Source organism: Variovorax paradoxus B4 (assembly GCF_000463015.1).
Lineage (GTDB): Bacteria > Pseudomonadota > Gammaproteobacteria > Burkholderiales > Burkholderiaceae_C > Variovorax > Variovorax paradoxus_E.
In genome coordinates, this window is sequence record NC_022247.1 from 3390530 (window position 1) to 3414822 (window position 24293).

Genomic DNA, 24293 nt, shown 5'->3' on the forward strand with positions numbered 1-24293 from the left:
CGTCAGTCGAACACACCCGTGAACGCCACCCGGCTCACCACGCCCGAACTGGTCGCGCCCACGCCGAGCGTGACGCTGTAGCGGCCGTCCTCCGACGTGCGGCGGATCGAGCCGCCCATCGCGCTCTCGCTGCGGAAGTTGCCCAGGCCCACGGCGTAGCTGGTCTTGCCGGGCACGACCGGCGCGGCCTCCATCGCGGCAACACCGGCGATGCCCGCGTAGGCGCGCCGCGCGTTCTCGTCCATCTGGTTCTGCAGGCGCACGGCCGTCAGGTCGGTGTAGGCCTTGCCGAACGGCAGGCCCTGCGCCGCGACGGTGTCGGTGTACGCGTTGGCCGATGCAACGCCCGTCTGCACCATGCCCTGCACCTGGCCCACGTTGGTCGCGTCGGTCGGCGCGCTGCCGGGCGCCACGCCGGTGAGCTGGCGGTTGCCCAGCGCCACTTCGCCGGCCGACGACTGCAGGCCCGCCATGCCCACGGCCACGTAGTTCGACTGCGCGCCGCGCGTGGTCACGCTGCCCGAGCCCAGCGCCACGCTGTTCGCATGCGAGGCCGTCGCGTTGCTGCCGATCGCCACGGCATTGTCGGCACTGGCGCGCGCGGACGTGCCGAGCGAGATGGCCTGGCTCGCACTCACGTACACACCGGCCTCGGTGCCGATCGCGATGTTGCCGTTGCCGGAGACGTTCTGGCCCGCACCGCTGCCCTGCGCGATGTTGTTGCTGCCCACCACGCCCTGGCCCGAGGCCGCGCCGAGCGCCACGTTCTGGCTGCCCTGCACCCCGCCGCCCGCGGCCTGCCCCATCGCCACGTTGTTGTTGCCCTCGACCTGCGCACCGGCCATCAGGCCCGAGGCCTGGTTGCCCGAGCCGGTCACCCTGGCACCCGCGCCCTGCCCCGTGGAGAGGTTGTTGCTGCCGTTCACGTTCCGGCCCGCGTCGCCGCCGTAGGCCTGATTGCCGTTGCCGGCCACGTTGCGCCCGGCGTTGCTGCCGTAGGCCTCGTTGCCGGTGCCCGTCACGTCGGTGCCGGCCCAGAAGCCGACCGCGTTGTTGTAGTCGCCGGTCACGTTCTGGCCCGCGCTGCGGCCCATCGACTGGTTCCAGCCGCCAACCACGTTGGTACCCGCGTAGTAGCCGATGGCCTGGTTGGCGTTCTTGCCCGACACGTTGGAGCCCGCTCCCTCGCCTATCGCGAGATTCCAGTTGGTGCTGACGTTGTTGCCTGCGCCCTGCCCGAAAGCCTGGTTGTTGCTGCCCGTCACGGTGCGGCCCGCGCTTGCGCCATAGGCGCTGTTGTACGAGCCGGTCACGCCGGTGCCGGCCCAGAAGCCGGTGGCGTTGTTGTAGTTGCCGGTGACGTTCTGGCCCGCGCTGCGGCCGAAGGCCTGGTTCCATCCTCCCGCCACGTTCTGGCCCGCGTTGAAGCCGATGGCCGTGTTGGCGTTGCCGCCGCTCACGTTGGTGCCGGCGGCCTCGCCGATGCCCAGGTTCCACTGGGTCGAGACGTTGTTGCCGGCGTTCTTGCCGATCGCCTGGTTGTTGCTGCCCGTGACGCCGGTCGTGCCGGCGTTGTCGCCGATGCCGAGATTGCCCTTGACCGGGTCCCAGGCGACCGGCTGGGCCGACGCCATGCCCGCGGCCGAGCCGATCGCCACGGCCAGCCCGAGCAGCGCCGTGCCGCGCGCCGTGCGCTTGTTCCTGTGCTTCACGGTGCTCAGGCCTTCAGGTGCAGCGCCATCGCCGGATCGCTCACGCTCGGCTTGCCGGTCTCGACGCGGCCCGCGAAGCGGCGCTCGAAGTTGTCGGCGGTCACGGTGAAGTCGTACCAGTGGCCGCTGTCTTCCAGGCTCCAGTGCAGCATGCCCGTGGCTCCCGCAGCCACGTCGAGCGACCAGGGGCCGTCGGCGCGGTAGGCGTTGGCCGTGACCGCGACCGTGCCGCTGCCCGTGCCGGCGTTGTGCACCTTCACGTAGACCTGGCCCGCGGCCGGGTCGTAGCACACCTGCACCTCGGGCTTGAAGGCCGCGGTGTCGGTCGCCAGCGCATCGCCCTGGAAGCTGCGCACGTAGCCATTGGTGCTGTAGACCCACAGGTCGTACTTGCCGCTGTCGGTGGCGCCGGTGTTCCAGTAGTCGGCAATCTGCTTGCCGGCCTCCACCGTGTAGCGGCGCGGAATGCGGTCCAGGTGCAGCTTGTCGTAGACGTGGAACACCGCGCCCTGCTCGCCGGTGTTGCCGAAGATCAGCGACACCAAGCCGCGCGGCTCGATGCGCGCGCTGGTGTGCAGCTCGTAGGGCAGCGCGCGCGAAAAGCGCGTGCCGGTCTCCTGGTACAGCGGCTGCGGCGTGGCGGGCGCCTTTGTCACGGCAGCCGTGTTGGCCAGAGCTCGCTGCGCTGCATTGATCGCGGGATAGTTGCTCGTGTCGGGCAGCTTGGGGACCACCGGATCGTTCGGGCTGACGAAGTCGAAGCAGGAGGTGAGGTCGCCGCAGACCGCGCGATGCCACGGGCTGATGGCGTCCACCGTGATGCCGAAACGCTTCTCCAGGAACCGGCCCACCGAGGTGTGGTCGAACACTTGCGAATTGACCCAGCCGCCCTTGCTCCACGGCGACACCACGTACGTCGGCACGCGCGAACTCAGGCCCCATGGGCGAATCTTGCCGCTGGTGGTGTCGGCGGCGTTCAGGTAGCTGCCCACGGAGGCGTCGAAATACTCGCCATCCAGCGGCACGGTGGACTTGCCCATCAGCTCGCCATTGGCGTCGTACGACGGCACCGCCGGCATCGCCAGATGGTCGAAGAAGCCGTCGTTCTCGTCGAAGGTCACGAAGAGCGCCGTCTTGCTCCAGACCGCGGGGTTGGACGTCAGCGCGCTCAGCACATCCGAGATGAAGTCGGCGGCGCCGGCAACGCCTTCGCTGCTGCCGGGATGCTCGGCCAGAGCCTGCGTGGGCAGCACCCACGAGACCTGCGGCAGGGTGCCGTTCATCACGTCCTGCTTGAGCTGGGCGAGGAAATTGACAGCGCCGTCCGCCGTCGCGGGGCCACCCGTCAGGCCGTGTTCATAGATCGGCGAACCCGGCTGCGCGGTGCGGAAGCTCTCGAAGGCCAGGCAGCCGTGCATGGCGCCCGTCCAGTTGTTGTTCATGTTCTGGTAGATGTGCCAGCTGATGCCTGCCTTCTGCAGTACGTCCGGCAACGTGTTCCATTTGAAGGCGTTGTTGACGTACTTGTAGTTGTAGGCCCCGGTGGTGGGGTCTTTCTGACCGGTGCCGTCGGCCTCCTGCCCCCGACCCGCAACCCAGCTCGACGGGCTGGGCCAGCAGCGCGAGTTGACGGGTTCGGAATCGGTGTCCGTGCTGTTGATGCCCTTCTTGCGCAGCTCCGGGTTGAAGTTGGAACCCGACCAGAAAATGATGCGGTTCGGGTCGGTGCCGGTGAGGATGGAACAGTGGTAGCCGTCGCAGATCGTGAATGCATCGGCCAGCGCGAACTGGAACGGAATGTCGTCGCGCAGGTAGTAGCCCATCGTCGCCTGGTTCTTGAACTGAATCCAGCGATCCATCTTTCCCTGGTTCCATGCCGCTTGCTGGTCAGGGAAGTTGTGCGGCGTGCCGGATCCGATCAGCGCATTTGCGATCCTGGAATCGCGGCGGAAGGGCTGGATCTCCGCGCCGCCGCTGGGATTGGGCTGGAAATACACCGGCTTGCCGCTGGCCAGCGGAATCGGGAAGCGGTCGCCGAAGCCGCGCACGCCGCGCAGGGTGCCGAAGTAGTGGTCGAAGCTGCGGTTCTCCTGCATCAGGATCACGATGTGCTTGATGTCCTGGATGGTGCCGGTGTCGACAGCGGCCTCGACGGCGAGCGCCTTGCGGATCACGGGCGGAAGCATCGTCATGGCCGATGCGGCGCCGATGGCGCCCGCCGACTTGCGGAAGAAATCGCGACGGTTGGTGGTGTTCATGGGTGGTCTTTCAACGCGGGGAATGAGGAGCGGATCGGATGGCGATGGCGGTGTCAGGGCGCGCACTTGAGGGCGGGCGCGGGTTGCTGGGGCTGGTCGCCGCCGGGCTGCTGCGGGCCGCCACCGGTGGGCGGCGTCTGGCCCGGAGGAACGATGGGCAGGCCGCCGCCGCCGCCGCCGCCACCACCACCACCGCCGCAGGCGGCGAGGCCAAGGCACAAGACGAGGCCCGCCGCAGCGAGGCCGTACCGGGAAGAAGCTGTTTTTCATGAGGTGTGCCTTTTTGAATCGGAGAGCGTGAGAAAAGCGAAATCGAAAAGCGAAGGCGAAGCCGCTCCCCTGCGGGCCCGCGAAGGGCTCGCACCGGATCGGAAAAGAGTCGGGGTATGGGGGGCTAGCGCTCAGGCATAGCGGCTGCGCAGCCGGGCTGCGACCCTGTCGAGCATGAGGACGGTCAGGAAGATCGCGATCAGGATCGTTCCGACGTGCGCGTAGTTGTACATGTCGTAGCGGCCCTTGAGCTCCTGGCCGATGCCGCCCGCGCCCACCAGCCCCACCACGGTGGCCATGCGCACGTTGCGGTCGAGGATGTACAGCGTGTAGGCGATGAACTGCGGCATCACCTGCGGCAGCACCGCGAAGCGCATCACCTTGAGCTTGTTCGCGCCGATGGCGCGCAGCGCCTCCTGCGGCTTGTCGTCAGCGGTCTCGATGTCTTCCGCGTAGAACTTGCCAAGAAAGCCCGCCGAATGCAGCGCGAGCGCCAGCACGCCGGCAATGGGGCCGAAGCCGTAGGCAAGCACCAGGAACAGCGCGCTCACGAGTTCGGGCACCGCGCGGAACATGCCGACCACGCCGCGCGCGAGCGTGTAGACGGTGCAGTTGGGCGTGTAGTTCTTCGCGCTGCACCATGCCAGCGGCGCACTCAGCACGATGGCCAGCAGCGTGGCCCAGATGGCGATCTCGAAGGTCTCGAGCATCTTCACCGCCACGTGCCAGAGGTAACCGAAGGGCTCCACCAGCACCTCGCGCCGGTCGACCACCTCTTCCATCTGCAGCGTCTGCGGATTGAGCCTGGGCTGTCGCGACTCCTCGGTCTCGACGTGCGAGAACCAGGGCAGCCGGTTGCGGTCGAAGCCCTCGATGCGCGAAACCTCGGTGCGCTCCGAGATCTGCGGTGGAAAGAGCGAACGCGCGATGGTGCCCAGGCCCGACAGCACCTGCGACTGGTCGCGCAGGCCGACGGCCGCGAGCACGCCCTCGCCGGTGAGCGACAGCATGCGGCCCATCTCCACGCGCTGGCCGGCGAAGAAGCCGACGACGACCACGAGGAACAGCACGACGAGGCTGCGGGTGCCAAAGGGCCGCGGCAGTTCCCAGGCCGACGAGGGACGGGTCAGGCTGCTCATTGCGCAAGCTCCAGCATGCCGCCGGCGTGCAATGGCAGCATGGCTTCGGGTTCGTTGCCCGGTCCGTACGGCTGCGGCGCAGAGGCCGGGGCGCGGCCGTAGATCGTATCGAAGACCTTCGGCTCGAAGGCCTCCGGCGCGCCATCGAACACCACCGCGCCCTGGCGCAGCGCCACGATGCGGTCGGCGAACTCGCAGGCCAGCTCGATCTGGTGCAGGCTGCACAGCACCGTGGTGCCGCGCTCGCGCGCCTGCCCTCGCAGCAGCGACAGCACGTCGTGGCTGGTCTGCGGATCGAGGCTGGCCACCGGCTCGTCGGCCAGCACCAGCGGCGGATCGAGCATGAAGGCACGCGCGATGCCCACGCGCTGCTGCTGCCCGCCCGAGAGTTCGCTCACGCGGCGCAGCAGATGTTGTTCCTGGAGGCCCACCGATTCGATCAGCGCGCAGGCCTTGCTGCGCTGCGCATCGGAGAACAGGCCCAGGAGCGCACGCCAGGTCGGCATCGCGGGCAGCGCGCCGGCCAGCACATTGGCGGCCACGGTGGAGCGCAGCACGAGGTTGAACTGCTGGTGGATCATGCCGATGCGCGGGCGGATGCGGGCGAGCGATGCGGCCGCGATCTGCACGCCTTCGACCTGCACCGCGCCCTGCGTGGGCTTGACCAGCCCGTTGGCCATGCGCAGCAGCGTCGACTTGCCCGCGCCCGAGGACCCCAGCACCACGCAGAACTGGCCGGCCGGCACCTGCAGCGAGACGCCGTCGAGCGCGCGCGTGCCATCGGCATAGCGCATGGCGACCGAATCGAAGTTCAGCATGGCGGTGCTCAACGCTCCGCGGCCTTGGCGAGGATGCGGCCCTTGAGCTCGTCGGTCAGCAGGCCGAGCTTCTCGGCCGCGACGTTGAACTCGTCTTCGGAGAACTTGGTGTCGTAGCCGTCGATCTTGCTGCCGCCGTAGCCGCGGATCATGTCGGGCGTGACGCCGGGGGCCTTGTTCACCGTCTGGAAGGCGTCCTTCAGCTTGGCCTTGAGCGGCTCGGGCAGCTTCGAGTTGAGCGCGAGCGGCGGGTACGGAATGGCCATGCTCCTGGCGATGACCTTCATGGTCTTCGGATCGACTGCGCCCTGCTTCACCGCCTTCTCGTAGGAGTCGAACGAGAGCGATGCCACGTCGACCTGGTCCTGCACCAGCGCGGCCAGGCTGCTCGCGTGGCTGCCGGTCATGCGGATGGCGGAGAGGTCCCTGGCCGGGTCCATGCCCGCGTCCATCAGCATCGCGACCTGGAAGGTGAAGCTCGAGGCCGAGTTGACGTCGCCGAAGGCCACGCGCTTGCCCTTGACGTCCTTGATGCCTGCGATGGGTGCATTGGCCTTGGCGAACATGCCGGCGTAGTACACCGAAGCGCCCTTCTCCACGCCCACGGCCAGCAGTTGCGCGCAGCCGCGCTTGTGGGCCTGCACATACGACACCGGGCCAAAGAAGGCGATGTCGGCGAGCTGGTTGCACATGCCCTCGACCACGGCACCGTACGACTGGCCGACCTTCAGGTCGAAGTTCAGGCCCGTGGTGCGCGTGATCGCGTTGAAGACCGGCGCGTAGTCGGCCTTGGTGCCCGACTCGGTGCCGCCGTCGGCGGGAATCAGCAGCACGCGCAGCGGATGCTCGCGCGAGCCGTCGGCCACCGATTGCGCATGGACCGTGGGGGAAAGCGCTGCGGACAGCGAGAGTGCGGCGGCCGCGGCGGCCAGGAGCTTCTTCATGATCGGTTCCTTCGTTTCGGATCTGAGTGGCGAGCGGGTCCATCGCTCGGATGCCGGTGAGCTTAGAAACCGAAGATGACAGGAAAATGAAATTAGCTCAGTACAAAATAACAAATTGATTGAATAATGTTCAATACAATCCGGCGCCATGGCCGAGATACGGTCGGCCGATACCGGAGATCCATGAGCACGAAATCCAAGACAGCGACAGGCAATGGCAACGCCAGCAGCAACGGCACCGCAGTGAACGGCGAATGGCCCACGCGGGCCCGCCACTTGCTGGTCGACCTCGACGGCACGCTGGTGCGCCAGCAGGAAGCGATCGACGGCGCAGCCGCACTGCTCGCGCACTTTCACGATCGCTACGCCATCGTTTCCAACAACTCCACGCACACGGCGCAGGGCCTGGCGAAGCGGCTGGGCCGGCTGGGTCTGCGCGTGCCGCCAGGGCGCATCGTGCTGGCCGGCGAACTGGCGGTGCGGCAACTGGCGCAGCAGCACCCCGGCGCCCGCGTGCTGCTGATCGGGAGTCCGGCGCTCCAGCGGTTTGCGCGTGCCGAAGGCTGCGATCTCGTACAGGAGAGCGCCGACTTCGTGCTGCTCGCGCTCGACATGCACTTCAGCCATGCGCGGCTCGCCGTCGTCGCGAATGAATTGCTGCGCGGCGCCAAGCTGATCGCGACGAATGCCGACGCCACGCACCCCGGCCCGCAAGGCCGCGTGGTGCCCGAGACCGGCGCGCTGCTCGCCGCCGTGATCGCCGCGAGCGGCCAGCAGCCCTGGCGCGTGATCGGCAAGCCCGCGCCGCTGCTGTTCGAGGAAGGCCTGCGCCGCCTGGGCGCAGAGCCCGGCAGCACGGTGGTCGTCGGCGACAACCCGCTCACCGATGCCGAAGGCGCCGCGAGGCTCGGCATGGCGTGCCTGCTGGTGGGCCAGACACCGGGTGCGGTAGCGCCCACCGTGGCCGGACTGTTCGCTGCGCGCGAAGAAGCGCCTCAGTACCGCTTGAGCGAGAGCACGTCGAAAGTCTGGCGCAGCGTGCGCACCGAGGTGTCGTAGTCCGAGAGCGCGAGGCAGGCGATCAGCACGTCGATGATCGCCAGCTGTGCGAGGCGGCTCGTCATTGCCTCGGTGCGAAAGCTGGTCTCGCGCGCCATGGTGAAGAGCACCACGTCGGCAAAGGCCTGGATCGGCGACTTGCCGAAGTTGGTGATGCACACCGTGGAGGCACCCGCTTCCTTCGCAAGCCGCGTGGCCGTGACTGTCTCGTGCGTGCTGCCCGAGTGCGAGATGGTGAGCACCGCCACCTTCGAATCGGTGAGCGAGGCGCTGATGGCCTGCACGTGCGAATCGACCTCCACCTTGGCGTTCAGGCCGATGCGCAGCATGCGGTAGTGGGCGTCTTCGGCGATCGTGGCGGAGCTGCCGATGCCATAGATCTCGATGCGCTCGGCCTTGCGGAACAGCTTGACCGCGCGCTCCATCGCCTTCGCGTCGAGCGTGGCCTGCGTGTCGTGCAGCGTCTGCACGTTGCTCTGGAAGATCTTGCGAATGACCGCGTCGGCCTTGTCCTGCGGATCGAGGTCTTCATGGATGAACTGCACCGGCCGCACGATCTCCTGCGCCAGCGCGATCTTGATCTGCTGGAAACCGGTGGCGCCAAGGTTCTTGCACAGGCCGACGATGCTCCCCTCGCTCGAGCCGGTGCGCTCGGCCACCTCGCTCACCGACATGTGGACCACCTCGCGCGGATTCTTCACGATGAAGTCGGCGATGCGCTGGCCCACCGGGCCGAGGGAGGACCACAGCGTCTCGATGCGCGCCAGCACTGCCGAGACCTGCCCGTCCGGCGCCTCGGGCGGCGGCGTGGCGGTGGCCTTGGTGCTGGCGGATCGGGGGGTGCTGTTGCGCTTCATGGGCCGCGAGCTTACCCGCCAACGGTGGCGGTTTCACGTGCCGGCGCGGGTGGCGCGCATACTGGGCCTCCTTTGCTGCTTCGGGGCCTCGCCCGCGAGGCCCCGCACCCCTCCGATGCCGGGCTACCAAATCAAGCTGGAACGCATCGCCATCGCGGGTGCGGACGACCTCGTCATCCGGTCGCTGCTCGACCGCCAACAGTTCTCCGACCCGCTGGGCGCGGCCGCCGCGCAAGGCATTTCTTCGGCTTCGTGGCCGATGTTCGGCTTGCTCTGGCCGTCGGGCGCACAGCTGGCTGCGCGCATGGCGATACACCCGGTCGTGCTCGGTGCGCGCGTGCTCGAAATCGGCTGCGGTCTGGCGCTGGCGAGCCTCGTCGGCCATCGCCGCGGCAACGACATGACCGCCAGCGACTGCCACCCGCTCACCGCAGGCTTCCTGCTGGAGAACCTTCGACTGAATGCGCTGCCGCCCATGAAGTACCGGCGCGGCCACTGGGGCATGCAGGAGACCGGGGCCGATGGCGACGTGCATGGCCTGTACGACCTCATCATCGGCAGCGACCTGCTGTACGAGCGCGATGCAAAGGGCCTGCTCGCAGCCTTCGTCGGCCGCCACGCCAGCCCCGCCGCCGCGGTATGGATCGTCGACCCCGACCGCGGCAACCGGCCGGCCTTCAACCGGCAGATGGCCGAAGAGGGGTTCGGCATGTGCGAGGAGCGGCTGGACCAGCTGGCGACAGTCAATACCGTGGGCTACAGGGGACGATTGCTGACCTACCGGCGAACCACCGGCTGAGGCCCTATATTCGGCCGTTCCTCATTCGGAAATGGCTGCTTTGTAGTGAAATCCGCCGGACTCCCTTCTCGCTCGGTCAGACGTCGCGTTTCGGGTCTCCGGGGAAATCACTTGATCACCGGCACTCAGCAAGCAGGGACGCCGCCGAATGAATGAGTCTTCGCGAATCACGGACCTGCGAGCCTTCCCATCGGCATTGGCAGAGGATGTAGAAGCCGTGCTTTCGAGTCGTATGACCCACCCGATGAATTTCCGTCATGCAACCGCCCATTCCCTTTGATTGCCGCCTGCAACTGGCCTCCGACACCCATGTCGAAATCTATTGGTTCCAGCCGAACGGTTTCGTTCGCGCCGTGCTGGGCACACAAGACGGCCCGCAGTGCGCGCCGCTGTTTCGCTACCGGGTTCTTTCCGGCGACAGCATCGAGCTGATCGGCTCGGACGGCATCATCGATACGTGGACGAACATCCGCGTCGAAAGCGAGCTGCTGCATGCCGAATCCAAAGGCGAGCCCAAGGCCTTCCGCATCACGCAGGAAGAAGCCGCCGAAAGGGGCCCGCAGCAATGAAAGTCAAACGGCTGGTGCCGGACGCAATCCGTTCGGGAAGCTGGTCAACATCCTCGCGCACGCGGCCTGATTCGCACGAACGCTACCGCCACCGCCAATCGGATAGGGGCCGGTCAGCGAAGACCGGTCCCCTCCCACACCACCCGGCATGCGGGTCCGCACCGGGCGGTTCGAGAAGTTGAGGTCAGCACAGGCGGGGAACTCCAAGGCGATCGAAGTATGCGATGGTGAGCACCCGGTTCAGGCCGAGTGCGCTGTTGTGCCACCAACGGCGAGAGTTGCCAGCGATCTGGGCCGCCACGTCGCCGCTGGCGCCCAAGGCGCGCAGTTCACGGTACATGGTCGGGCCCCGACACCAGAACTTCAACTGGATGGCTCGCAAGCGGTGCCGCAACCATTCGTCCAGTCGCCGCCAGACCGAGGGCGTCTGTGCCAGTTGGAAGTACGCCTTCCACCCCGGCAGGAACGCTTGCAGGTCCTGTGCGATCTGGTTCATGCTGCGCCCCGTCTGGCGCCGGGTTATCTGGCGAATGCGCTGCTTGTAGCGTTGCACCGCCTCCCCGGCCACGGCCAGTTTCACCTGCTTTTGCGGCGCAGCCCACAGGCAGTAGCCCAGGAACTTGCGCCCCCATGCCGTCGCCACAGCGGTCTTGGTCTCGTTGACCTTCAACCGCAGCTTGGCGTAGCAGGCGCGCACCCCGTCCAGCACCCGTTGCCCGGCACGCTCGCTCTTGACGTAGACGTTGCAATCGTCCGCGTAGCGCACGAATTTGCGCCCCCTGCGTTCGAGCGCGCGGTCCACCTCGTCGAGCAGCACGTTGGCCAGCAGCGGCGGCGACAGCGGCCCACCTTGCGGCGTGCCCTCCACGCGCATCTGCATGACCCCGTGCGCCATGATGCCGGCGTTCAGGTAGTGACGGATCAGCCGCAGCACCGCCTTGTCGGCGATTCGCTTGCCCAGCCGATCCATCAGGATGTCGTGGTTCACGCGGTCGAAGAATTTCCCCAGGTCCACGTCCACCACCACACGTCGCCCTTGCTCCACATACTGCCTGGCCGCTTGGACCGCCTGATGCGCGCTGCGCCCCGGCCTAAAGCCGTAGCTGTGCTCGCTGAAGGTCGGATCGATGAGCGGTTGCAGCACCTGCAACAGGGCCTGCTGGATCAGCCTGTCCACCACGGTGGGAATCCCCAATTCCCGTGTCCCGCCACCCAGTTTGGGAATGCCCACGCGGCGTACCGGACTGGGCCGGTAGGTACCGTCGAGCAAGCCGCGCCGGATGTCGGGCCATTGGGTCTTCAGGTCTTCCCCCGTTTGCTGCACCGTGCGTCCATCGACGCCGGCGCTCCCCTTGTTGGCTTTGACGCGTTTCCACGCCGCCGCCATGTTGTGCTGTGCCAGTGCCTGCCCCAGCAGGTCCTCTGGCCCCCAGTGCGTGTGGTCATGCCGCGCCGGCCGTGCTTCATCGCGCCCACGCTCCGGCGCGGCTTCACCGCGCCCTTGCGTCGGTCGCTGCGCTTGCACGCACTTCTGATGCATTGCACTTCCGGTCGGCATACCTCGTCACTGTCCTTTTCGTTTGGCCCTTCGTCGGGGAACCCGACTACTACGGCCGCTGCTGACTTCTCGCTCCGGGCAAGCCCGTCGCCCTTTCAGGCACGAGGCGAGATCTCCCCAGGCAAGAACGCGATCCTTCACTGCACAATCGCCCCATTTACGCCACCTCGCCTTGACCACAAGAGCTTCGCGGTATCGTGCCCGCTCGCCCTGCTCGGCAGCGCCTCAGATGAGGTTTGTGTACCTCGACTCGCGGTTTACGCTTCACGCTTCCTCCCCACGCTCGGTCGCCCTCACGCAGTTGCGCTTCACTTCGCTCGCTGTGGTCAGCTCGCGGGAGGACTTGCACCTCCAGGATCGCGCCCATGCTGGGCGCACACGAAAAACGGGCCCGAAGGCCCGTTGTTCTTGTCGCGCAGCCGATGCATCGGCTTGCCGTCCTGGCTTACAGGCCAGCCTGGCGCGTGAACGACACGCTGGGCTTCTTGTAGGCTTGCGGCACTTCGTCGCGGTAGAACGCGCGGCGGTCGAGGCTGGCCAGCGGGTCATGCGCCTTGGCAACGGCTTCGGCTTGAACGGTCGCGCGGTCGGCGGTCGAGGTGAAGGCTTGTGCGCCGGCGGCGGCGCCGTCGCTGTATTCATTGCCGGCACGGGCGGCTGCAACGGCTTGCGGCGCGACTTCGGCGCGCGAAACGCCCGAGTTCACGGTCAGCACACCTTCATAGGTTTCTGCATGCGCACCGGCGACAGCCAGGAGTGAGAGGGCAGCAGCGGCGAGGACTTTCGAGGCATTCATTTCAATCTCCTAATGGGTTGGTTGGTGAGATGAAGTTTGATCCCGAAGCCCCATAAAAAAACGCCGCAAAACGAATCACGGCGTTCACGAGATTGAAACAATCGGGCAGATGCCAAGGCACAACCTGCCCCGCAATCTTAGCCAAGGATTAGTGCGAAATCATCCAGGGCCGCTTAGCCGGCGCGGACTTGGCACCGTTCGCCGCCGTGACCGTCGCGCTGCGACGCGACGATGAACCCGAGCAGCAGCCGCAGCCCGCCGGATGCTTGAAGCGCGCGTAGTCGCGCGAGCTGCCCGGCTCGTGCCGGGCGCGCTCGTTGGTCTCCATCGCACGGCGCGTGCCCGAGGCCATCAGCGCGAGCCACGGTGCGGCCGAAAGTACGCGCGGCGATGCACAGCCGCAGTCGGGGCACGCGGCGGGATCGTCGCGCTGGCCCGAAGGCCGCAGCGCCTCGAAGCCGCCGCACTGGCCGCAGGCGTAGTCGTAGGTGGGCATCGGCGTGTCAGGCCAGGTCGTGCGACAGCGGCATGTCGATGCTGCCGTCGATCATCTTCATCGGTCCCGCGGCATTCGGGTTGATGTCGAAGTCGAAGATCTGCGTGGGCAGCCAGAGCGTGGCGCAGGAGTTGGGCACGTCGACCACGCCGCTGATGTGGCCCTGTACGGGTGCCGTGCCCAGGATCGAATAGGCCTGCGCTCCCGAATAGCCGAACTTCTTCAGGTACTCGATGGCGTTCAGGCAGGCCTGGCGGTAAGCCACGTTCACGTCCAGGTAGTACTGCTTGCCGGCCTCGTCGACCGAGATGCCTTCGAAGATCAGGTAGTCGCTGTACTGCGGCGTGATCACGCTCGGCTTGAAGATCGGGTTCCTGATGCCGTACTTGGCCATGCCGCCCTTGATGAGCGTGACCTTCATGTGCACCCAGCCCGCCATCTCGATGGCGCCGCAGAAGGTGATCTCGCCGTCGCCCTGGCTGAAGTGCAGGTCGCCCACGCTGAGGCCCGCGCCGTCGACGTATACAGGGAAGAACACCTTCGAGCCGCGCGACAGGTCCTTGATGTCGCAGTTGCCGCCGTGCTCGCGCGGCGGCACGGTGCGCGCACCTTCGGCCGCCGCCTTGGCGCGCGCCTCGCCGGTCATCCTGCCCATGTGGGCGGTGCCGGCGAACGGCGGATTGGCGAGGCCGGGCACGCGGTCCGGGTCGGTGGCGATGAGCTTGCCTTCGCGCTCGTTCCACATGTCGAGCATCGGCTTGTCGGGCAGGCAGCCGATCAAGCCGGGGTGGATCAGGCCCGCGAAGTTCACGCCCGGCACGTGGCGCGAGCTGGTGAACATGCCCTTGAAGTCCCAGATGGATTTCTGCGCTTCGGGAAAGTGGTCGGTCAGGAAGCCGCCGCCGTTCTTCTTCGAGAAGAAGCCGTTGAAGCCCCAGAGGCTGTCCTGCTTGGCGCCGATGTCGAGCAGGTCGACCACCAGCAGGTCGCCGGGCTCGGCGCCCTTCACGCCCACGGGGCCCGAGAGGTAGTGCACGGTGCTCAGGTCGATGTCGCGCACGTCGTCTGCGCTGTCGTTGTTCTTGATGAAGCCGCCGGTCCAGTCGAAGGTCTCGAGGATGAAGTCGTCGCCCGGGTTGACCCAGCAGGCCATCGGAATGTCCGGATGCCAGCGGTTGTGGATCATCTCGTTCTCGGTGGGCGGCTTGGTCAGGTCGACCTTGATCAGCGTGTCCGTCATATGCAGTGGCTCCTGGTTGGGTTGTGGTTGAACGGAAAAGGTCAGACCGAGAGATAGGCCTTGATGTGGTCCACGTCGGTCTTGTCGCGCGCGGTCTCGTGCACGAGCCGGCCGCCTTCGATCACGAACAGCCGGTCGGCCACGTCGAGCGCGAAACTCAGCACCTGCTCGGACACGACGATGGTGATGCCGCGCAGCTTGCGGATCTCGTTGAGGGCCTTGGCAATGTCCTTGATGATTGAAGGCTGGATACCCTCGGTGGGCTCGTCGAGCAACAGCACCTTGGGATCGGTGACGAGGGCGCGCGCAATGGCCAGCTGTTGCTGCTGGCCGCCCGAGAGGTTGCCGCCCTTGCGGCGCTTCATGTCCCACAGCACGGGGAACAGCGCGTAGATATCTTCGGGAATGCGCCTCGTCTTCGAGTTCTCCAGGCCTGTCTGGATGTTCTCTTCCACGGTCAGCGTCGGAAAGATCATCCGGCCCTGCGGCACGTAGGCAATGCCCTTGGCCACGCGGCGAAAGCTCTCGTCGCGCGACACGTCCTGCCCCGCCACTTCGATGCGCCCGCTCCTGATCGGCAGCACGCCCATGAGGCTCTTGAACAGCGTGGTCTTGCCCATGCCGTTGCGGCCCATGATGGCTATTGTTTCGTTGGCATGGCCCTCGAAAGAGATGCCGTGCAGTGCCTCGCTCTGGCCGTAGGCTACGTGAAGGTCTTCTGCCTTCACCATGATGTTGCTCATTTGTTGACTCCTCTACTGCTCTTGTTCTGGGCGCGCTGCCGGTGCTTGGCCGAGCAACGACCTTCGTGTGCAACGATCACGTCGATGGGGTGCCTTGCGCAGCGAAATCAAGGGGGAGGCCGCAGGCCGGAGGACATTCGCGGAGCAAGGTACCCCGTCGGCGGGATCGCGCCCTGAACAAAGCACAACGCGAGACTTCATCTAGTGCCCCAGATAAACATCGATGACCTTCGGGTCCGCCTGCACCTTCTCCATCGGCCCCTCGGCCAGGATCTTTCCCTGGTGCATCACCGTGACCTTGTGCGCGATCTGCTTCACGAAGGCCATGTCGTGCTCGATGACGATCACCGCGCGGTTCTGGCAGATGCGCTTGAGCAAGTCGGCCGTGAGCTCGCGTTCACGCGCGCTCATGCCGGCAATGGGCTCGTCGAGCATGAGCAGCTCGGGCTCCTGCATCAACAGCATGCCGATCTCCAGCCACTGCTTCTGGCCGTGGCTCAGCAAGCCTGCCTCGGTGCGCAGCCTGTCGGCCAGGCCGATGTCCTCGGCCACCGCCTGCACCTTGGCCTTGACCTCGTCGTCGCACCTGAACGCCAGCGCACCGAGCACCGAGCGGCCCTTCGGAAAGGAAACCTCCAGGTTCTGGAACACGCTGAGGTTCTCGTAGATCGACGGCGTCTGGAACTTGCGGCCGATGCCCAGCCGCACGCGCTTGTGCTCGGCCATCTTCGTGAGCTCGGTGTTCTTGAACTTGATGCTGCCGGCACTCGCTTTCGTCTTGCCGCAGATCAGGTCCAGCAGCGTGGTCTTGCCCGCGCCGTTGGGACCGATGATCACGCGCAGCTCATTCCTGTCGATGTAGAGCGTGAGGTTGTCGATGGCCTTGAAGCCGTCGAAGGAGACGCTGAGATCTTCCACCGCAAGGGCGAAGTCGGTGTTGCTCATGGGGTGGTGGCTCCGGGTTCAGTCATGCGCGCTGGCTGCCGACGCCTTCAGGCAACTGCGGTTCGGGCGACGGCAATGCAGAAGGAGAACCCGGTACAGGCGGTGTTGCAGTGGATGCCGGCGGCTGCACCGCGGCTTCGCGCAGCGCCTTGCGGCGCTCCTTCCACCAGGGCCTGATCTTTTCGTCCCACAGGCCCGCGAGCCCCATCGGGAAGGCCATGGTCACGCCGATGAAGAGCCCGGCCATCAGGAACAGCCACAGGTCCGGAAAGCTCTCCGAGAACAGCGTCTTGCCCGCATTCACCAGCAGCGCGCCGTACACCGCGCCCGCCAGGCTCATGCGGCCGCCCACGGCGCAGAAGATCACCATCTCGATCGACGGCACGATGCCCACGAAGCTCGGCGACATGAAGCCCACCTGCAGCGCGAACATCGCGCCGCCGATGCCCGAGAGTCCGGCCGCCAGGCAGAAGATGAAGACCTTGAAGTTCGACACGTCGTAGCCCGAGAAGCGCACGCGGTCTTCCTTGTCGCGCATGGCCAGCAGCAGCGTGCCGAGCTTGCTGGTCTGGATCCAGCGGCACAGCACGATGCTCGCGATCAGCAGGCCGACGCAGACGTAGTAGAGAACGTACTTGGCGCCGTCGGTGCGCGTGTCCCAGCCCAGCATCGTCTTCAGGTCGGTCATGCCGTTGACGCCGCCCGTGTAGCCCTGCTGGCCGATGATGAGCACGGTGCAGATCAGCGCCACCGCCTGCGTGATGATCGCAAAGTACACGCCGCCCACGCGGCGCTTGAACATCGCAAAGCTCACGAGCCAGGCCAGCGCCATCGGCGCCAGCACCACCAGCGCCAGGCTCAGCGGCAGGCTCTTGAACGGCAGCCACAGCGCGGGCAGCTCGGTGATCTGGTTCCAGTCCATGAAGTCCGGAATGCCGGGCGTCGACTGGATCTTGGTCGTGACGGGGTCGGAGGCTTCGAGCTTGAGGAACATCGCCATCGCATAGCCGCCGATGCCGAAGAACACGCCCTGCCCCAGGCTCAGCACGCCGCCGTAGCCCCACACCATCACCAGGCCGACGGCAACGAAGGCATAGGTGAGGTACTTGCCCACGAGGTTGAGGCGGAAGATGTCGAGCGACAGCGGCAGCACGACCGCCAGCAGCAGCACCAGCAGCAGCAGGCTGCCGAGCTGGTAGCGCAGGATCGAGGCCTTGATGAAATTCATCATCGGAACGTTCTCCAGAAAGGAATCGGGTTCATCAGCGACGGACCTTGACTGCAAACAAGCCCTGCGGACGCATCATCAGGATCAGCACGATCAGCGAGAGCGTCAGCACCTTGGCCATCGAGCCGGTCATGAAGAACTCCGAGATCGACTGCGTCTGCGCAATGCCGAAGGCCGAGACCACGGTACCCAGCAGGCTGGCGGCGCCGCCGAAGGTGACGACCAGGAAGGCATCGACGATGTAGAGCGAGCCCGAGGTCGGCCCCGTCGAGCCGATGGTGGTGAAGGCCGCGCCCGCCATGCCGGCAATGCCGCAGCCGATGGCAAAGGTCAGGCGGTCGGTCTTCATGGTGTCGATGCCGGTCGCGTTGGCCATGGTGCGGTTGGCCACGGTGGCGCGCACGCGCAGGCCCCAGCGGCTCTTGTGCAGCGCGATCAGCACGCCGCCGGTGACCAGCGCGGTGAGCGCGAGCACGAACAGGCCGTTGATCGGAATGTCCAGGCCCTCGTGCGGCGTCCACGAGCCCATGAGCCACTCGGGCAGCGTGGGACTCACTTCCTTCGGGCCGATGAAGGTGCGGAAGATCTGCTGCAGGCCCAGGCTCACGCCCCAGGTGGCGAGCAGCGTGTCGAGCGGGCGCTTGTAGAGATGGCGGATCAGCACCCACTCCACGATCCAGCCGACGATGAAGGCGAACACGAAGGCGAGGCCGATCGCGATCGGAAAGTAGTACGGCATGAACGCGGGCGCGAGGCTTTCGGTGACGCGCGCGGCCAGGTAGATGGAGTACGCGCCGATGGTCATGAACTCGCCATGCGCCATGTTGATCACGCCCATCTGGCCGAAGATGATCGCGAGCCCGAGGCCCATCAGCAGCAGCACCGCGAAGAGGCTCAGCCCCGCGAAGCCCTGCATGAGGCCGATGTTCATCATGTCCGACAGAGTCATGGAGATTCCTGTATTGACTCCCTCTCCCGCGCGCGGGAGAGGGTTGGGGTGAGGGTCGGCGGCCTGCTTACTGATAGCCCTTCGGGAACGGATCCGGCTTGATCAATTCAGCCGATTCCGCCACCACCTTGAACGTCCCGTCCAGCTGCCCCTGCCCGATGCGCGCCTTGCTCCACAGGTGATGGTTCGCGTCCAGCTTCACGTAGCCTTCGGGTGCCGTCTTCAGCTCGATGCCCGGCGAGCCGGCCACCACCTTGTCCACGTCGAAGCTGCCCGCCTTCTCCACCGCCGCCTTCCACAGCCACGGGCCGAGATAGCCCGCCTGCGTGACGTCGCCGATCACCGCGTCCTTGCCGTACTTGGCCTTGAAGGCTTCCACGAACTTCTTGTTGTTCGGGTTGTCCAGCGACTGGAAGTACTTCATCGACGAGTAGAAGCCCGCGAAGTTCTCGCCGCCCACGCCGGTCATCTCGTCCTCGGTCACGGCCAGCGTCAGCAGGAACTGCTTGTCGCCCGTGATGCCCGCGGCCTTCAGCTGCTTGTAGAAGGCCACGTTCGAGCCGCCCACCACCGCCGCGAAGATGCAGTCGGGCTTGGCCACCTTGATCTTGTTGATCAGCGAGTTGAAGTTGGTGTGGCCCAGCGGGTAGTACTCCTCGCCCTTGACCGAACCCTTCTGGAAGTTCTCGATGTGCTTGCGCGCGATCTTCATCGAGGTGCGCGGCCAGATGTAGTCGGAGCCCACCAGGAAGAAGGTCTTGGCCTTCTTCTCCTTGGCGCCCCAGTCCAGGCCCCAGATGATCTGCTGCGTGGCTTCCTGGCCGGTGTAGATCACGTTCTTGCTCTGCTCCAGGCCTTCATAGAAGGTCGGGTAGTACAGGAGGCCGTTCTCCTTCTCGAACACCGGCAGCACGGCCTTGCGCGAGGCGCTGGTCCAGCAGCCGAAGACCGCGGCGCAATGGTCGTTGACCAACAGCTTCTTCGACTTCTCGGCGAAGGTCGGCCAGTCGGAGGCGCCGTCTTCCTTGATCACCTTGATCTTGCGCCCGAGGATGCCGCCCATCGCGTTGATCTGGTCGATGGCGAGCTGCTCGGCCTGGATCGAGCCGGTCTCCGAAATGGCCATGGTGCCGGAGGACGAGTGAAGCTGGCCCACGGTCACTTCGGTGTCGGTCACCGCGAGCTTGGTGGTGTTGACCTTGGCCGTGGGGAACTGCGACTGGCCGAAGCTCAGGCCGCTCAGGCCCATCACGGGCAGCGCGGCGGCGCCCTGCAGCAGTCGGCGGCGGCGCAATGCCAGGGCATCGAGGGAGGGATCGGAATCACGCGACATCAGGAAACTCCAGGCAGGTTGTTGGAAAGGAGAGCCGCGCACCATCGCAGTGCATCGGACGGTGCCCCGAGCACCATGGCTGGTACTTTAGAAATCACCTGCGCCGCCGCGAATACGTCATTCAACGTAGCGGCCAGAGGTGCGCCTGCGTCCAGACTCGCAGGCCGTGCACAGGCGGGCCGAATGCAGGGAGCGCTTCTTGCTGTGTCTGCCTGCCATGCCACCGCCGCCCTCGCCGCAAGAGCCCACCATGCCATCCGTCACCGGCCAGAAGATCTTTCGCATCCGCCGCGACTACAACGCGTGGGTTGCGAACGAAACGCTGGAGGACTACGCGCTGCGCTACACGCCGCGCAGCTTTCGGAAGTGGTCGGAGTTCCGTGTCGCCAACGCGGCCTTCGGCGCCACTTCCTTCCTGGCGCTGGAGGCCATCGGCGGCGCCATCGCGCTGAGCTATGGCTTCTCGAATGCGCTGTGGGCGATCCTGGTGGTGGGGCTCATCACCTTCCTCACCGGCCTGCCGATCTCCTACTACGCGGCCCGGCATGGCGTGGACATGGACCTGCTCACGCGCGGCGCGGGCTTCGGCTACCTGGGCTCCACCCTCACCTCGCTGATCTACGCGAGCTTCACCTTCATCTTCTTTGCGCTGGAGGCGGCCATCCTCGCGCTGGCGCTGCAGCTGTACCTCGACTGGCCGCTGCCGCTGCTCTACCTGCTGTCGTCGATCGTGATCGTGCCGCTGGTGATGCGCGGCATCACGCTCATCTCGGGCCTGCAGTTGTGGACGCAGCCGATCTGGATCGTGCTGTTCGTGTGCCCGTTCATCGCGGTGCTGGTGAAGAAGCCCGAGCTGTATGCCGACTTCACGGGCCTGGTGGGCCGCACCTCCGACAGCAGCAGCTTCGACCCGCTGATGTTCGGCGCCGCCGCCACGGTGGCCTTCTCTCTGGTGGTGCAGATCGGCGAGCAGGTCGACTACCTGCGCTTCCTGCCCGAGAAGACGGCCGCCAACCGGGGCCGCTGGTGGGCCGCGGTGCTGGTGGCGGGCCCGGGCTGGATCGTGCCGGGCATGCTCAAGATGATGGGCGGCGCCTTCCTAGCCTTTCTTGCGCTCCAGCACGAGATTCCGGGCAGGCACGCCATCGAGCCCACGCTGATGTATCTCACGGGCTTTTCGTACGTGCTGCGCGACCCGGCCTGGGTGCTTGCGATCACCACGCTGTTCGTGGTGGTCTCGCAGATGAAGATCAACCTCACCAACGCCTACGCGGGCTCGCTGGCGTGGTCGAACTTCTTCGCGCGGCTCACGCACAGCCACCCGGGGCGCGTGGTGTGGCTGGTGTTCAACGTGGTCATCGCGATCCTGCTGATGACGCTGGGCGTGTTCGCGGCGCTCGAGCACGTGCTGGGCTTCTACAGCAACATCGCCATCGCCTGGGTCGGCGCGCTGGTGGCCGACCTGGTCATCAACAAGCCGCTGGGCTGGAGCCCGCGCACCATCGAGTTCAAGCGTGCGCATCTGTACGACATCAATCCGGTCGGCCTGGGCGCGATGCTGGTGGCGGCCGCGCTGGCCATGCTGGCGTACTCCGGCCTGCTGGGCCAGTGGGCGCGCGCGTTCTCGCCCTTCATCGCACTGATCACGGCACTTCTTGTCTCGCCCCTGCTGGCCTGGCGCACGCGCGGGCGCTACTACCTGGCACGCAGCGACATCCGGCGCTGGACGCCGGGGCAGATCGTGAAGTGCTCGGTGTGCGACAACAGCTTCGAGTCGGAGGACATGGCGCACTGCCCGGCCTACAGCGCGCCGATCTGCTCGCTGTGCTGCACGCTGGAATCGCGCTGCCACGACCGCTGCAAGACCGACTCCCGCGCGGCCGAGCAGATGAGCGGCTGGCTCAAGGCGCTGCTGCCGCCCGCGCTGTCGGGCCGGCTCAACTTTCGCGTGGCGCACTACCTGATGGTGGCCACCTCGCTGGTGGCGCTGCTGGCCACGGTGATGGGCGTGGTGTATGCCCAAGAGGCGATCGTGGGCGCGGATGCAGTGGACCCGGCGCTGCGCAGCGCCTTCCTCAAGGTGTTCGCGCTGCTGTCGCTGGTGGCGGCCGTGGCCGCCTGGTGGATCGTGCTGGGCAGCGAGAGCCGGCAGATGGCGCAGGAGGAATCGAACCGCCACAACCATCTGCTCACCATCGAGATCGAGGCGCACCAGCGCACCGATGCCGCCCTGCAGACCGCGAAGGAAGCCGCCGAAGCCGCCAACCAGGCCAAGACCCGCTACGTGGCCGGCATGACGCATGAGCTGCGCACGCCGCTCAACAGCATCCTGGGCTATTCGCAGATCCTGCTCAAGGGCGAGGCCGTGGCGCCGCCACGGGAAGCAGTGCAGACCATCCAGCGCAGCGGCGAGCACATGCTCGGGCTGATCGACGGCCTGCTCGACCTGGCGCGCATCGAGGCCGGCCGCCTCCAGCTGGAGCCCGCCCCGCTCGCGCTGCCGGCCTTTCTCGACGAGGTGGTGCACATGGTGCGGCCGCAGGCAGAGAACAAGGGCCTTGCGTTCGTGTACACCCACAGCGGGCGGCTGCCACCCTGGGTGCATGCCGATGCCAAGCGGCTGCGCCAGATTCTCATCAACCTGCTGGCCAACGCGGTGCGCTTCACCGACAGCGGCACGGTCACGCTGCATGTCGATGCGCGGCGCGAAGTGCTGCGCTTCGACGTGGTCGACACCGGCATCGGCGTGGCGCCGCAGGACCACCAGCGCATCTTTCTTCCCTTCGAGCGCGGGGCCGCGGGACGCCGGCGCGGCGAACCCGGCACCGGCCTCGGCCTCACCATCACGGGCCTTCTCACATCGCTGATGGGCGGCGAGCTGGCGCTGGCCGCCACCTCGCCCGCGGGCAGCACCTTCAGCGTGCGGGTGTACCTGCGCGAAGTGGCCGACCCCGGCCCGCAGGCACAGTCCGGCGCACTGCGGCGGCAGGTGTCGGGCTACATCGGCGCGCGCCGCACGCTGCTGGTGGTCGACGACCAGCCGGTGCAGCGCCAGATGCTGGCCGGCATGCTCGCCCCGCTGGGCTTCGAGGTGCGCGAAGCCGCGAGCGGCACCGAATGCCTCGACAGCCTGCGCGAGAACCTGCCCTCGGCCATCCTGCTGGATCTCACCATGGACGACATGGACGGCTGGCAGACCGCGGCGCTGGTGCGCGCCTCGGGCTTCGACCGCCTGCCGATCATCATCGTCTCGGCCAACATGTTCGAGAACCAGAGCGAGCTGCTGCGCGCCGCGGGCTGCCAGGCCTTCGTGGGCAAGCCGGTCATCGAGTCGCAGCTGATCGCCACGCTGGAACGCCACCTCGGGCTCGAATGGCTGGCGTCGAACGACGCGATGCCGCCCGCCGTCGACATCGCACCGCGGCCGGGGCAGCTCGCGCTGTCGGAAGACGACCGCGCCGAGCTGATGCGGCTGGTGCAGATGGGCCACGTGCGCGGCCTCCACCAGGTGCTCGACCGGCTCGCCGCCGCATCCCCGCCGGCCGCGGCCACCTGCACCTGGCTGCGCGGCATGGTCACCCGTTTCGAACTCGACAAGCTCCGCAAGGCACTCGCAGAACAAGATGCAGACACTCTCGCCCCCTGAAACCGAACGCCCCGTGGTGCTGGTGGTGGACGACGCCCCCAGCAGCCTCGGCATGCTGTGCGACACGCTCGAGTCCAGCGGCTACACCGTGCTGGTCGCGGCCGACGGCGAGGCCGCGCTGCAGCGCCTCGAGCTGGTGGTGCCGGACGCGATCCTGCTCGATGGACTGATGCCCGGCCTTTCGGGCTTCGAGACCTGCCGGCGCATCAAGGCCAATGCGGCGCTCGCGCACATTCCGGTGCTTTTCATGACCGGCCTCTCGGAAACCGCGCACGTGGTCGAGGGCTTCGAATGCGGCGGCGTCGACTACGTGGTGAAGCCGATCCGCGCGCAGGAGGTGCTCGCACGGCTGCACACGCACACGCGCAATGCGCGCATCACGCGCATGGCGCGCGACGCGGTCGACGTGGCCGGCATGGGCGTGGTTTTCGTCGACGCGCGCGGGCGCATCGCATGGCGCTCGCCGCAAGCCGCGCTGTGGCTTCACGCGCTCGATCCGCCGCCGGCAGCCGGGTTGCTGCCAGCCTCGCTCGAACCCGCGCTTGCACCCGGCGCGGCCATTGCGGTGGCCACGGCGGCGGGCGCACGCATCTCGGTGCGCAACCTCGGCGCCGCAGCGCTCGGCGAAACCATGCTGCTGTTCGCGGCGCAGCCCGAAGGGCCCGCGGGCAAGCCGTCGGCGCGGCTGGCCGAAGCGGCACTCACGCCGCGCGAAACCGAGGTGCTCTCATGGCTTGCCAAGGGCAAGACCAATCGGGACATCGGCGAGATCCTGGGCACCAGCCCGCGCACGGTCAACAAGCATCTCGAGCACATCTTCGAGAAGCTCGGGGTCGAAACGCGCGCTGCCGCGGCGGCACTGGCCAGCGGTCAGCTGGCCTGATCCGGTCGCCCTGATGACCTCGTTCTCTACCTCTTCGAGGCCGGCGTTGCA

21 protein-coding genes are annotated in these 24293 nt (G+C 66.8%); 5 read left to right on the top strand and 16 right to left on the bottom strand.

All coding sequences use genetic code 11. The features are described 5' to 3' along the window. Positions 1-2 precede the first annotated feature (2 nt). From VAPA_RS15845 to VAPA_RS15870, 6 genes are all read right to left on the bottom strand, one after another. Positions 3-1712 (bottom strand): YadA family autotransporter adhesin, encoded by a 1710-nt coding sequence (locus VAPA_RS15845; protein ID WP_021007772.1) that lies wholly within the window; start codon positions 1710-1712, stop codon positions 3-5. A 5-nt stretch (positions 1713-1717) separates the two neighbouring features. After that, the gene (locus VAPA_RS15850; RefSeq protein ID WP_021007773.1) at positions 1718-3970 is read right to left on the bottom strand and encodes a phosphocholine-specific phospholipase C; all 2253 of its coding nucleotides are present in this window, start codon (positions 3968-3970) and stop codon (positions 1718-1720) included. A gap of 53 nt (positions 3971-4023) precedes the next feature. Then, complete coding sequence (locus tag VAPA_RS34865) at positions 4024-4191, bottom strand: hypothetical protein (protein WP_196232509.1); 168 nt, start codon at positions 4189-4191, stop codon at positions 4024-4026. Positions 4192-4371: 180 nt separating this feature from the next. Beyond that, positions 4372-5379 (bottom strand): phosphonate ABC transporter, permease protein PhnE, encoded by a 1008-nt coding sequence (gene phnE, locus VAPA_RS15860; RefSeq protein WP_021007774.1) that lies wholly within the window; start codon positions 5377-5379, stop codon positions 4372-4374. Further along, a complete protein-coding gene (phnC, locus tag VAPA_RS15865) occupies positions 5376-6197 on the bottom strand; it encodes a phosphonate ABC transporter ATP-binding protein (RefSeq protein ID WP_021007775.1) in 822 nt (273 codons plus the stop codon). Before phnC ends, phnE begins: the two co-directional genes overlap by 4 nt. Before the next feature lie 8 nt (positions 6198-6205). Further along, a complete protein-coding gene (locus VAPA_RS15870; RefSeq protein WP_021007776.1) occupies positions 6206-7141 on the bottom strand; it encodes a phosphate/phosphite/phosphonate ABC transporter substrate-binding protein in 936 nt (311 codons plus the stop codon). A 183-nt stretch (positions 7142-7324) separates the two neighbouring features. Between VAPA_RS15870 and VAPA_RS15875 the strand changes: the two genes are divergently transcribed. Next, entirely contained in the window at positions 7325-8200 is an 876-nt protein-coding gene (locus VAPA_RS15875; RefSeq protein WP_021007777.1) for an HAD-IIA family hydrolase, read from the top strand. Here the strand turns inward: VAPA_RS15875 and VAPA_RS15880 are convergent. Further along, the gene (locus VAPA_RS15880) at positions 8137-9057 is read right to left on the bottom strand and encodes a MurR/RpiR family transcriptional regulator (protein ID WP_196232510.1); all 921 of its coding nucleotides are present in this window, start codon (positions 9055-9057) and stop codon (positions 8137-8139) included. The two genes, VAPA_RS15875 and VAPA_RS15880, sit on opposite strands and share 64 nt — an antisense overlap. Positions 9058-9172: 115 nt before the next feature. On the opposite strand from VAPA_RS15880, the gene VAPA_RS15885 reads away from it, so the two are divergent. Together VAPA_RS15885 and VAPA_RS15890 are read left to right on the top strand one after the other, a co-directional pair. Further along, the gene (locus VAPA_RS15885; protein ID WP_021007779.1) at positions 9173-9856 is read left to right on the top strand and encodes a class I SAM-dependent methyltransferase; all 684 of its coding nucleotides are present in this window, start codon (positions 9173-9175) and stop codon (positions 9854-9856) included. Positions 9857-10113: 257 nt separating this feature from the next. Beyond that, a complete protein-coding gene (locus VAPA_RS15890) occupies positions 10114-10425 on the top strand; it encodes a hypothetical protein (RefSeq protein ID WP_021007780.1) in 312 nt (103 codons plus the stop codon). A gap of 184 nt (positions 10426-10609) precedes the next feature. Here the strand turns inward: VAPA_RS15890 and ltrA are convergent, their stop codons facing one another. The 9 genes from ltrA to urtA all read right to left on the bottom strand — a co-directional run bounded on the left by ltrA (position 10610) and on the right by urtA (position 19713). Continuing rightward, entirely contained in the window at positions 10610-11983 is a 1374-nt protein-coding gene (gene ltrA / locus VAPA_RS15895; protein WP_021007781.1) for a group II intron reverse transcriptase/maturase, read from the bottom strand. Between the two features lie 445 nt (positions 11984-12428). Next, complete coding sequence (locus VAPA_RS15900; RefSeq protein WP_021007782.1) at positions 12429-12779, bottom strand: hypothetical protein; 351 nt, start codon at positions 12777-12779, stop codon at positions 12429-12431. Positions 12780-12927: 148 nt separating this feature from the next. Continuing rightward, the gene (locus tag VAPA_RS15905; protein WP_021007783.1) at positions 12928-13275 is read right to left on the bottom strand and encodes a zinc ribbon domain-containing protein; all 348 of its coding nucleotides are present in this window, start codon (positions 13273-13275) and stop codon (positions 12928-12930) included. A gap of 7 nt (positions 13276-13282) precedes the next feature. Then, a complete protein-coding gene (fmdA, locus tag VAPA_RS15910) occupies positions 13283-14515 on the bottom strand; it encodes a formamidase (RefSeq protein ID WP_021007784.1) in 1233 nt (410 codons plus the stop codon). Between the two features lie 41 nt (positions 14516-14556). Beyond that, positions 14557-15246: an urea ABC transporter ATP-binding subunit UrtE gene (urtE, locus tag VAPA_RS15915; RefSeq protein WP_041946477.1), complete on the bottom strand. Its 690-nt coding sequence runs from the start codon at positions 15244-15246 to the stop codon at positions 14557-14559. Positions 15247-15459: 213 nt separating this feature from the next. Further along, positions 15460-16203 carry an urea ABC transporter ATP-binding protein UrtD gene (urtD, locus tag VAPA_RS15920; protein WP_021007786.1) on the bottom strand — a complete coding sequence of 248 codons (744 nt, stop codon included), beginning with the start codon at positions 16201-16203 and terminating at the stop codon, positions 15460-15462. Between the two features lie 22 nt (positions 16204-16225). Beyond that, the gene (gene urtC / locus VAPA_RS15925) at positions 16226-17431 is read right to left on the bottom strand and encodes an urea ABC transporter permease subunit UrtC (RefSeq protein ID WP_041946478.1); all 1206 of its coding nucleotides are present in this window, start codon (positions 17429-17431) and stop codon (positions 16226-16228) included. Positions 17432-17465: 34 nt separating this feature from the next. Next, complete coding sequence (gene urtB / locus VAPA_RS15930; protein WP_021007788.1) at positions 17466-18380, bottom strand: urea ABC transporter permease subunit UrtB; 915 nt, start codon at positions 18378-18380, stop codon at positions 17466-17468. Positions 18381-18447: 67 nt separating this feature from the next. Further along, the gene (gene urtA, locus VAPA_RS15935; RefSeq protein ID WP_021007789.1) at positions 18448-19713 is read right to left on the bottom strand and encodes an urea ABC transporter substrate-binding protein; all 1266 of its coding nucleotides are present in this window, start codon (positions 19711-19713) and stop codon (positions 18448-18450) included. A 250-nt stretch (positions 19714-19963) separates the two neighbouring features. Here urtA and VAPA_RS15940 point away from each other — a divergent pair, with 250 nt between their 5' ends. Beyond that, entirely contained in the window at positions 19964-23359 is a 3396-nt protein-coding gene (locus tag VAPA_RS15940) for a hybrid sensor histidine kinase/response regulator (RefSeq protein WP_021007790.1), read from the top strand. After that, entirely contained in the window at positions 23337-24242 is a 906-nt protein-coding gene (locus VAPA_RS15945) for a response regulator transcription factor (protein ID WP_021007791.1), read from the top strand. The genes VAPA_RS15940 and VAPA_RS15945 overlap by 23 nt, the downstream gene beginning before the upstream one ends. Positions 24243-24293: the final 51 nt, after the last annotated feature.

Coding starts and splice junctions, on each gene's coding strand:
- VAPA_RS15850 (WP_021007773.1), bottom strand. CDS start 3,970: ATGAACACCACCAACCGTCGCGATTTCTTCCGCAAGTCGGCGGGCGCC.
- phnE (WP_021007774.1), bottom strand. CDS start 5,379: ATGAGCAGCCTGACCCGTCCCTCGTCGGCCTGGGAACTGCCGCGGCCC.
- phnC (WP_021007775.1), bottom strand. CDS start 6,197: ATGCTGAACTTCGATTCGGTCGCCATGCGCTATGCCGATGGCACGCGC.
- VAPA_RS15870 (WP_021007776.1), bottom strand. CDS start 7,141: ATGAAGAAGCTCCTGGCCGCCGCGGCCGCCGCACTCTCGCTGTCCGCA.
- VAPA_RS15875 (WP_021007777.1), top strand. CDS start 7,325: ATGAGCACGAAATCCAAGACAGCGACAGGCAATGGCAACGCCAGCAGC.
- VAPA_RS15880 (WP_196232510.1), bottom strand. CDS start 9,057: ATGAAGCGCAACAGCACCCCCCGATCCGCCAGCACCAAGGCCACCGCC.
- VAPA_RS15885 (WP_021007779.1), top strand. CDS start 9,173: ATGCCGGGCTACCAAATCAAGCTGGAACGCATCGCCATCGCGGGTGCG.
- VAPA_RS15890 (WP_021007780.1), top strand. CDS start 10,114: ATGCAACCGCCCATTCCCTTTGATTGCCGCCTGCAACTGGCCTCCGAC.
- ltrA (WP_021007781.1), bottom strand. CDS start 11,983: ATGCCGACCGGAAGTGCAATGCATCAGAAGTGCGTGCAAGCGCAGCGA.
- VAPA_RS15900 (WP_021007782.1), bottom strand. CDS start 12,779: ATGAATGCCTCGAAAGTCCTCGCCGCTGCTGCCCTCTCACTCCTGGCT.
- VAPA_RS15905 (WP_021007783.1), bottom strand. CDS start 13,275: ATGCCCACCTACGACTACGCCTGCGGCCAGTGCGGCGGCTTCGAGGCG.
- fmdA (WP_021007784.1), bottom strand. CDS start 14,515: ATGACGGACACGCTGATCAAGGTCGACCTGACCAAGCCGCCCACCGAG.
- urtE (WP_041946477.1), bottom strand. CDS start 15,246: ATGGTGAAGGCAGAAGACCTTCACGTAGCCTACGGCCAGAGCGAGGCA.
- urtD (WP_021007786.1), bottom strand. CDS start 16,203: ATGAGCAACACCGACTTCGCCCTTGCGGTGGAAGATCTCAGCGTCTCC.
- urtC (WP_041946478.1), bottom strand. CDS start 17,431: ATGAATTTCATCAAGGCCTCGATCCTGCGCTACCAGCTCGGCAGCCTG.
- urtB (WP_021007788.1), bottom strand. CDS start 18,380: ATGACTCTGTCGGACATGATGAACATCGGCCTCATGCAGGGCTTCGCG.
- urtA (WP_021007789.1), bottom strand. CDS start 19,713: ATGTCGCGTGATTCCGATCCCTCCCTCGATGCCCTGGCATTGCGCCGC.
- VAPA_RS15940 (WP_021007790.1), top strand. CDS start 19,964: ATGCCATCCGTCACCGGCCAGAAGATCTTTCGCATCCGCCGCGACTAC.
- VAPA_RS15945 (WP_021007791.1), top strand. CDS start 23,337: ATGCAGACACTCTCGCCCCCTGAAACCGAACGCCCCGTGGTGCTGGTG.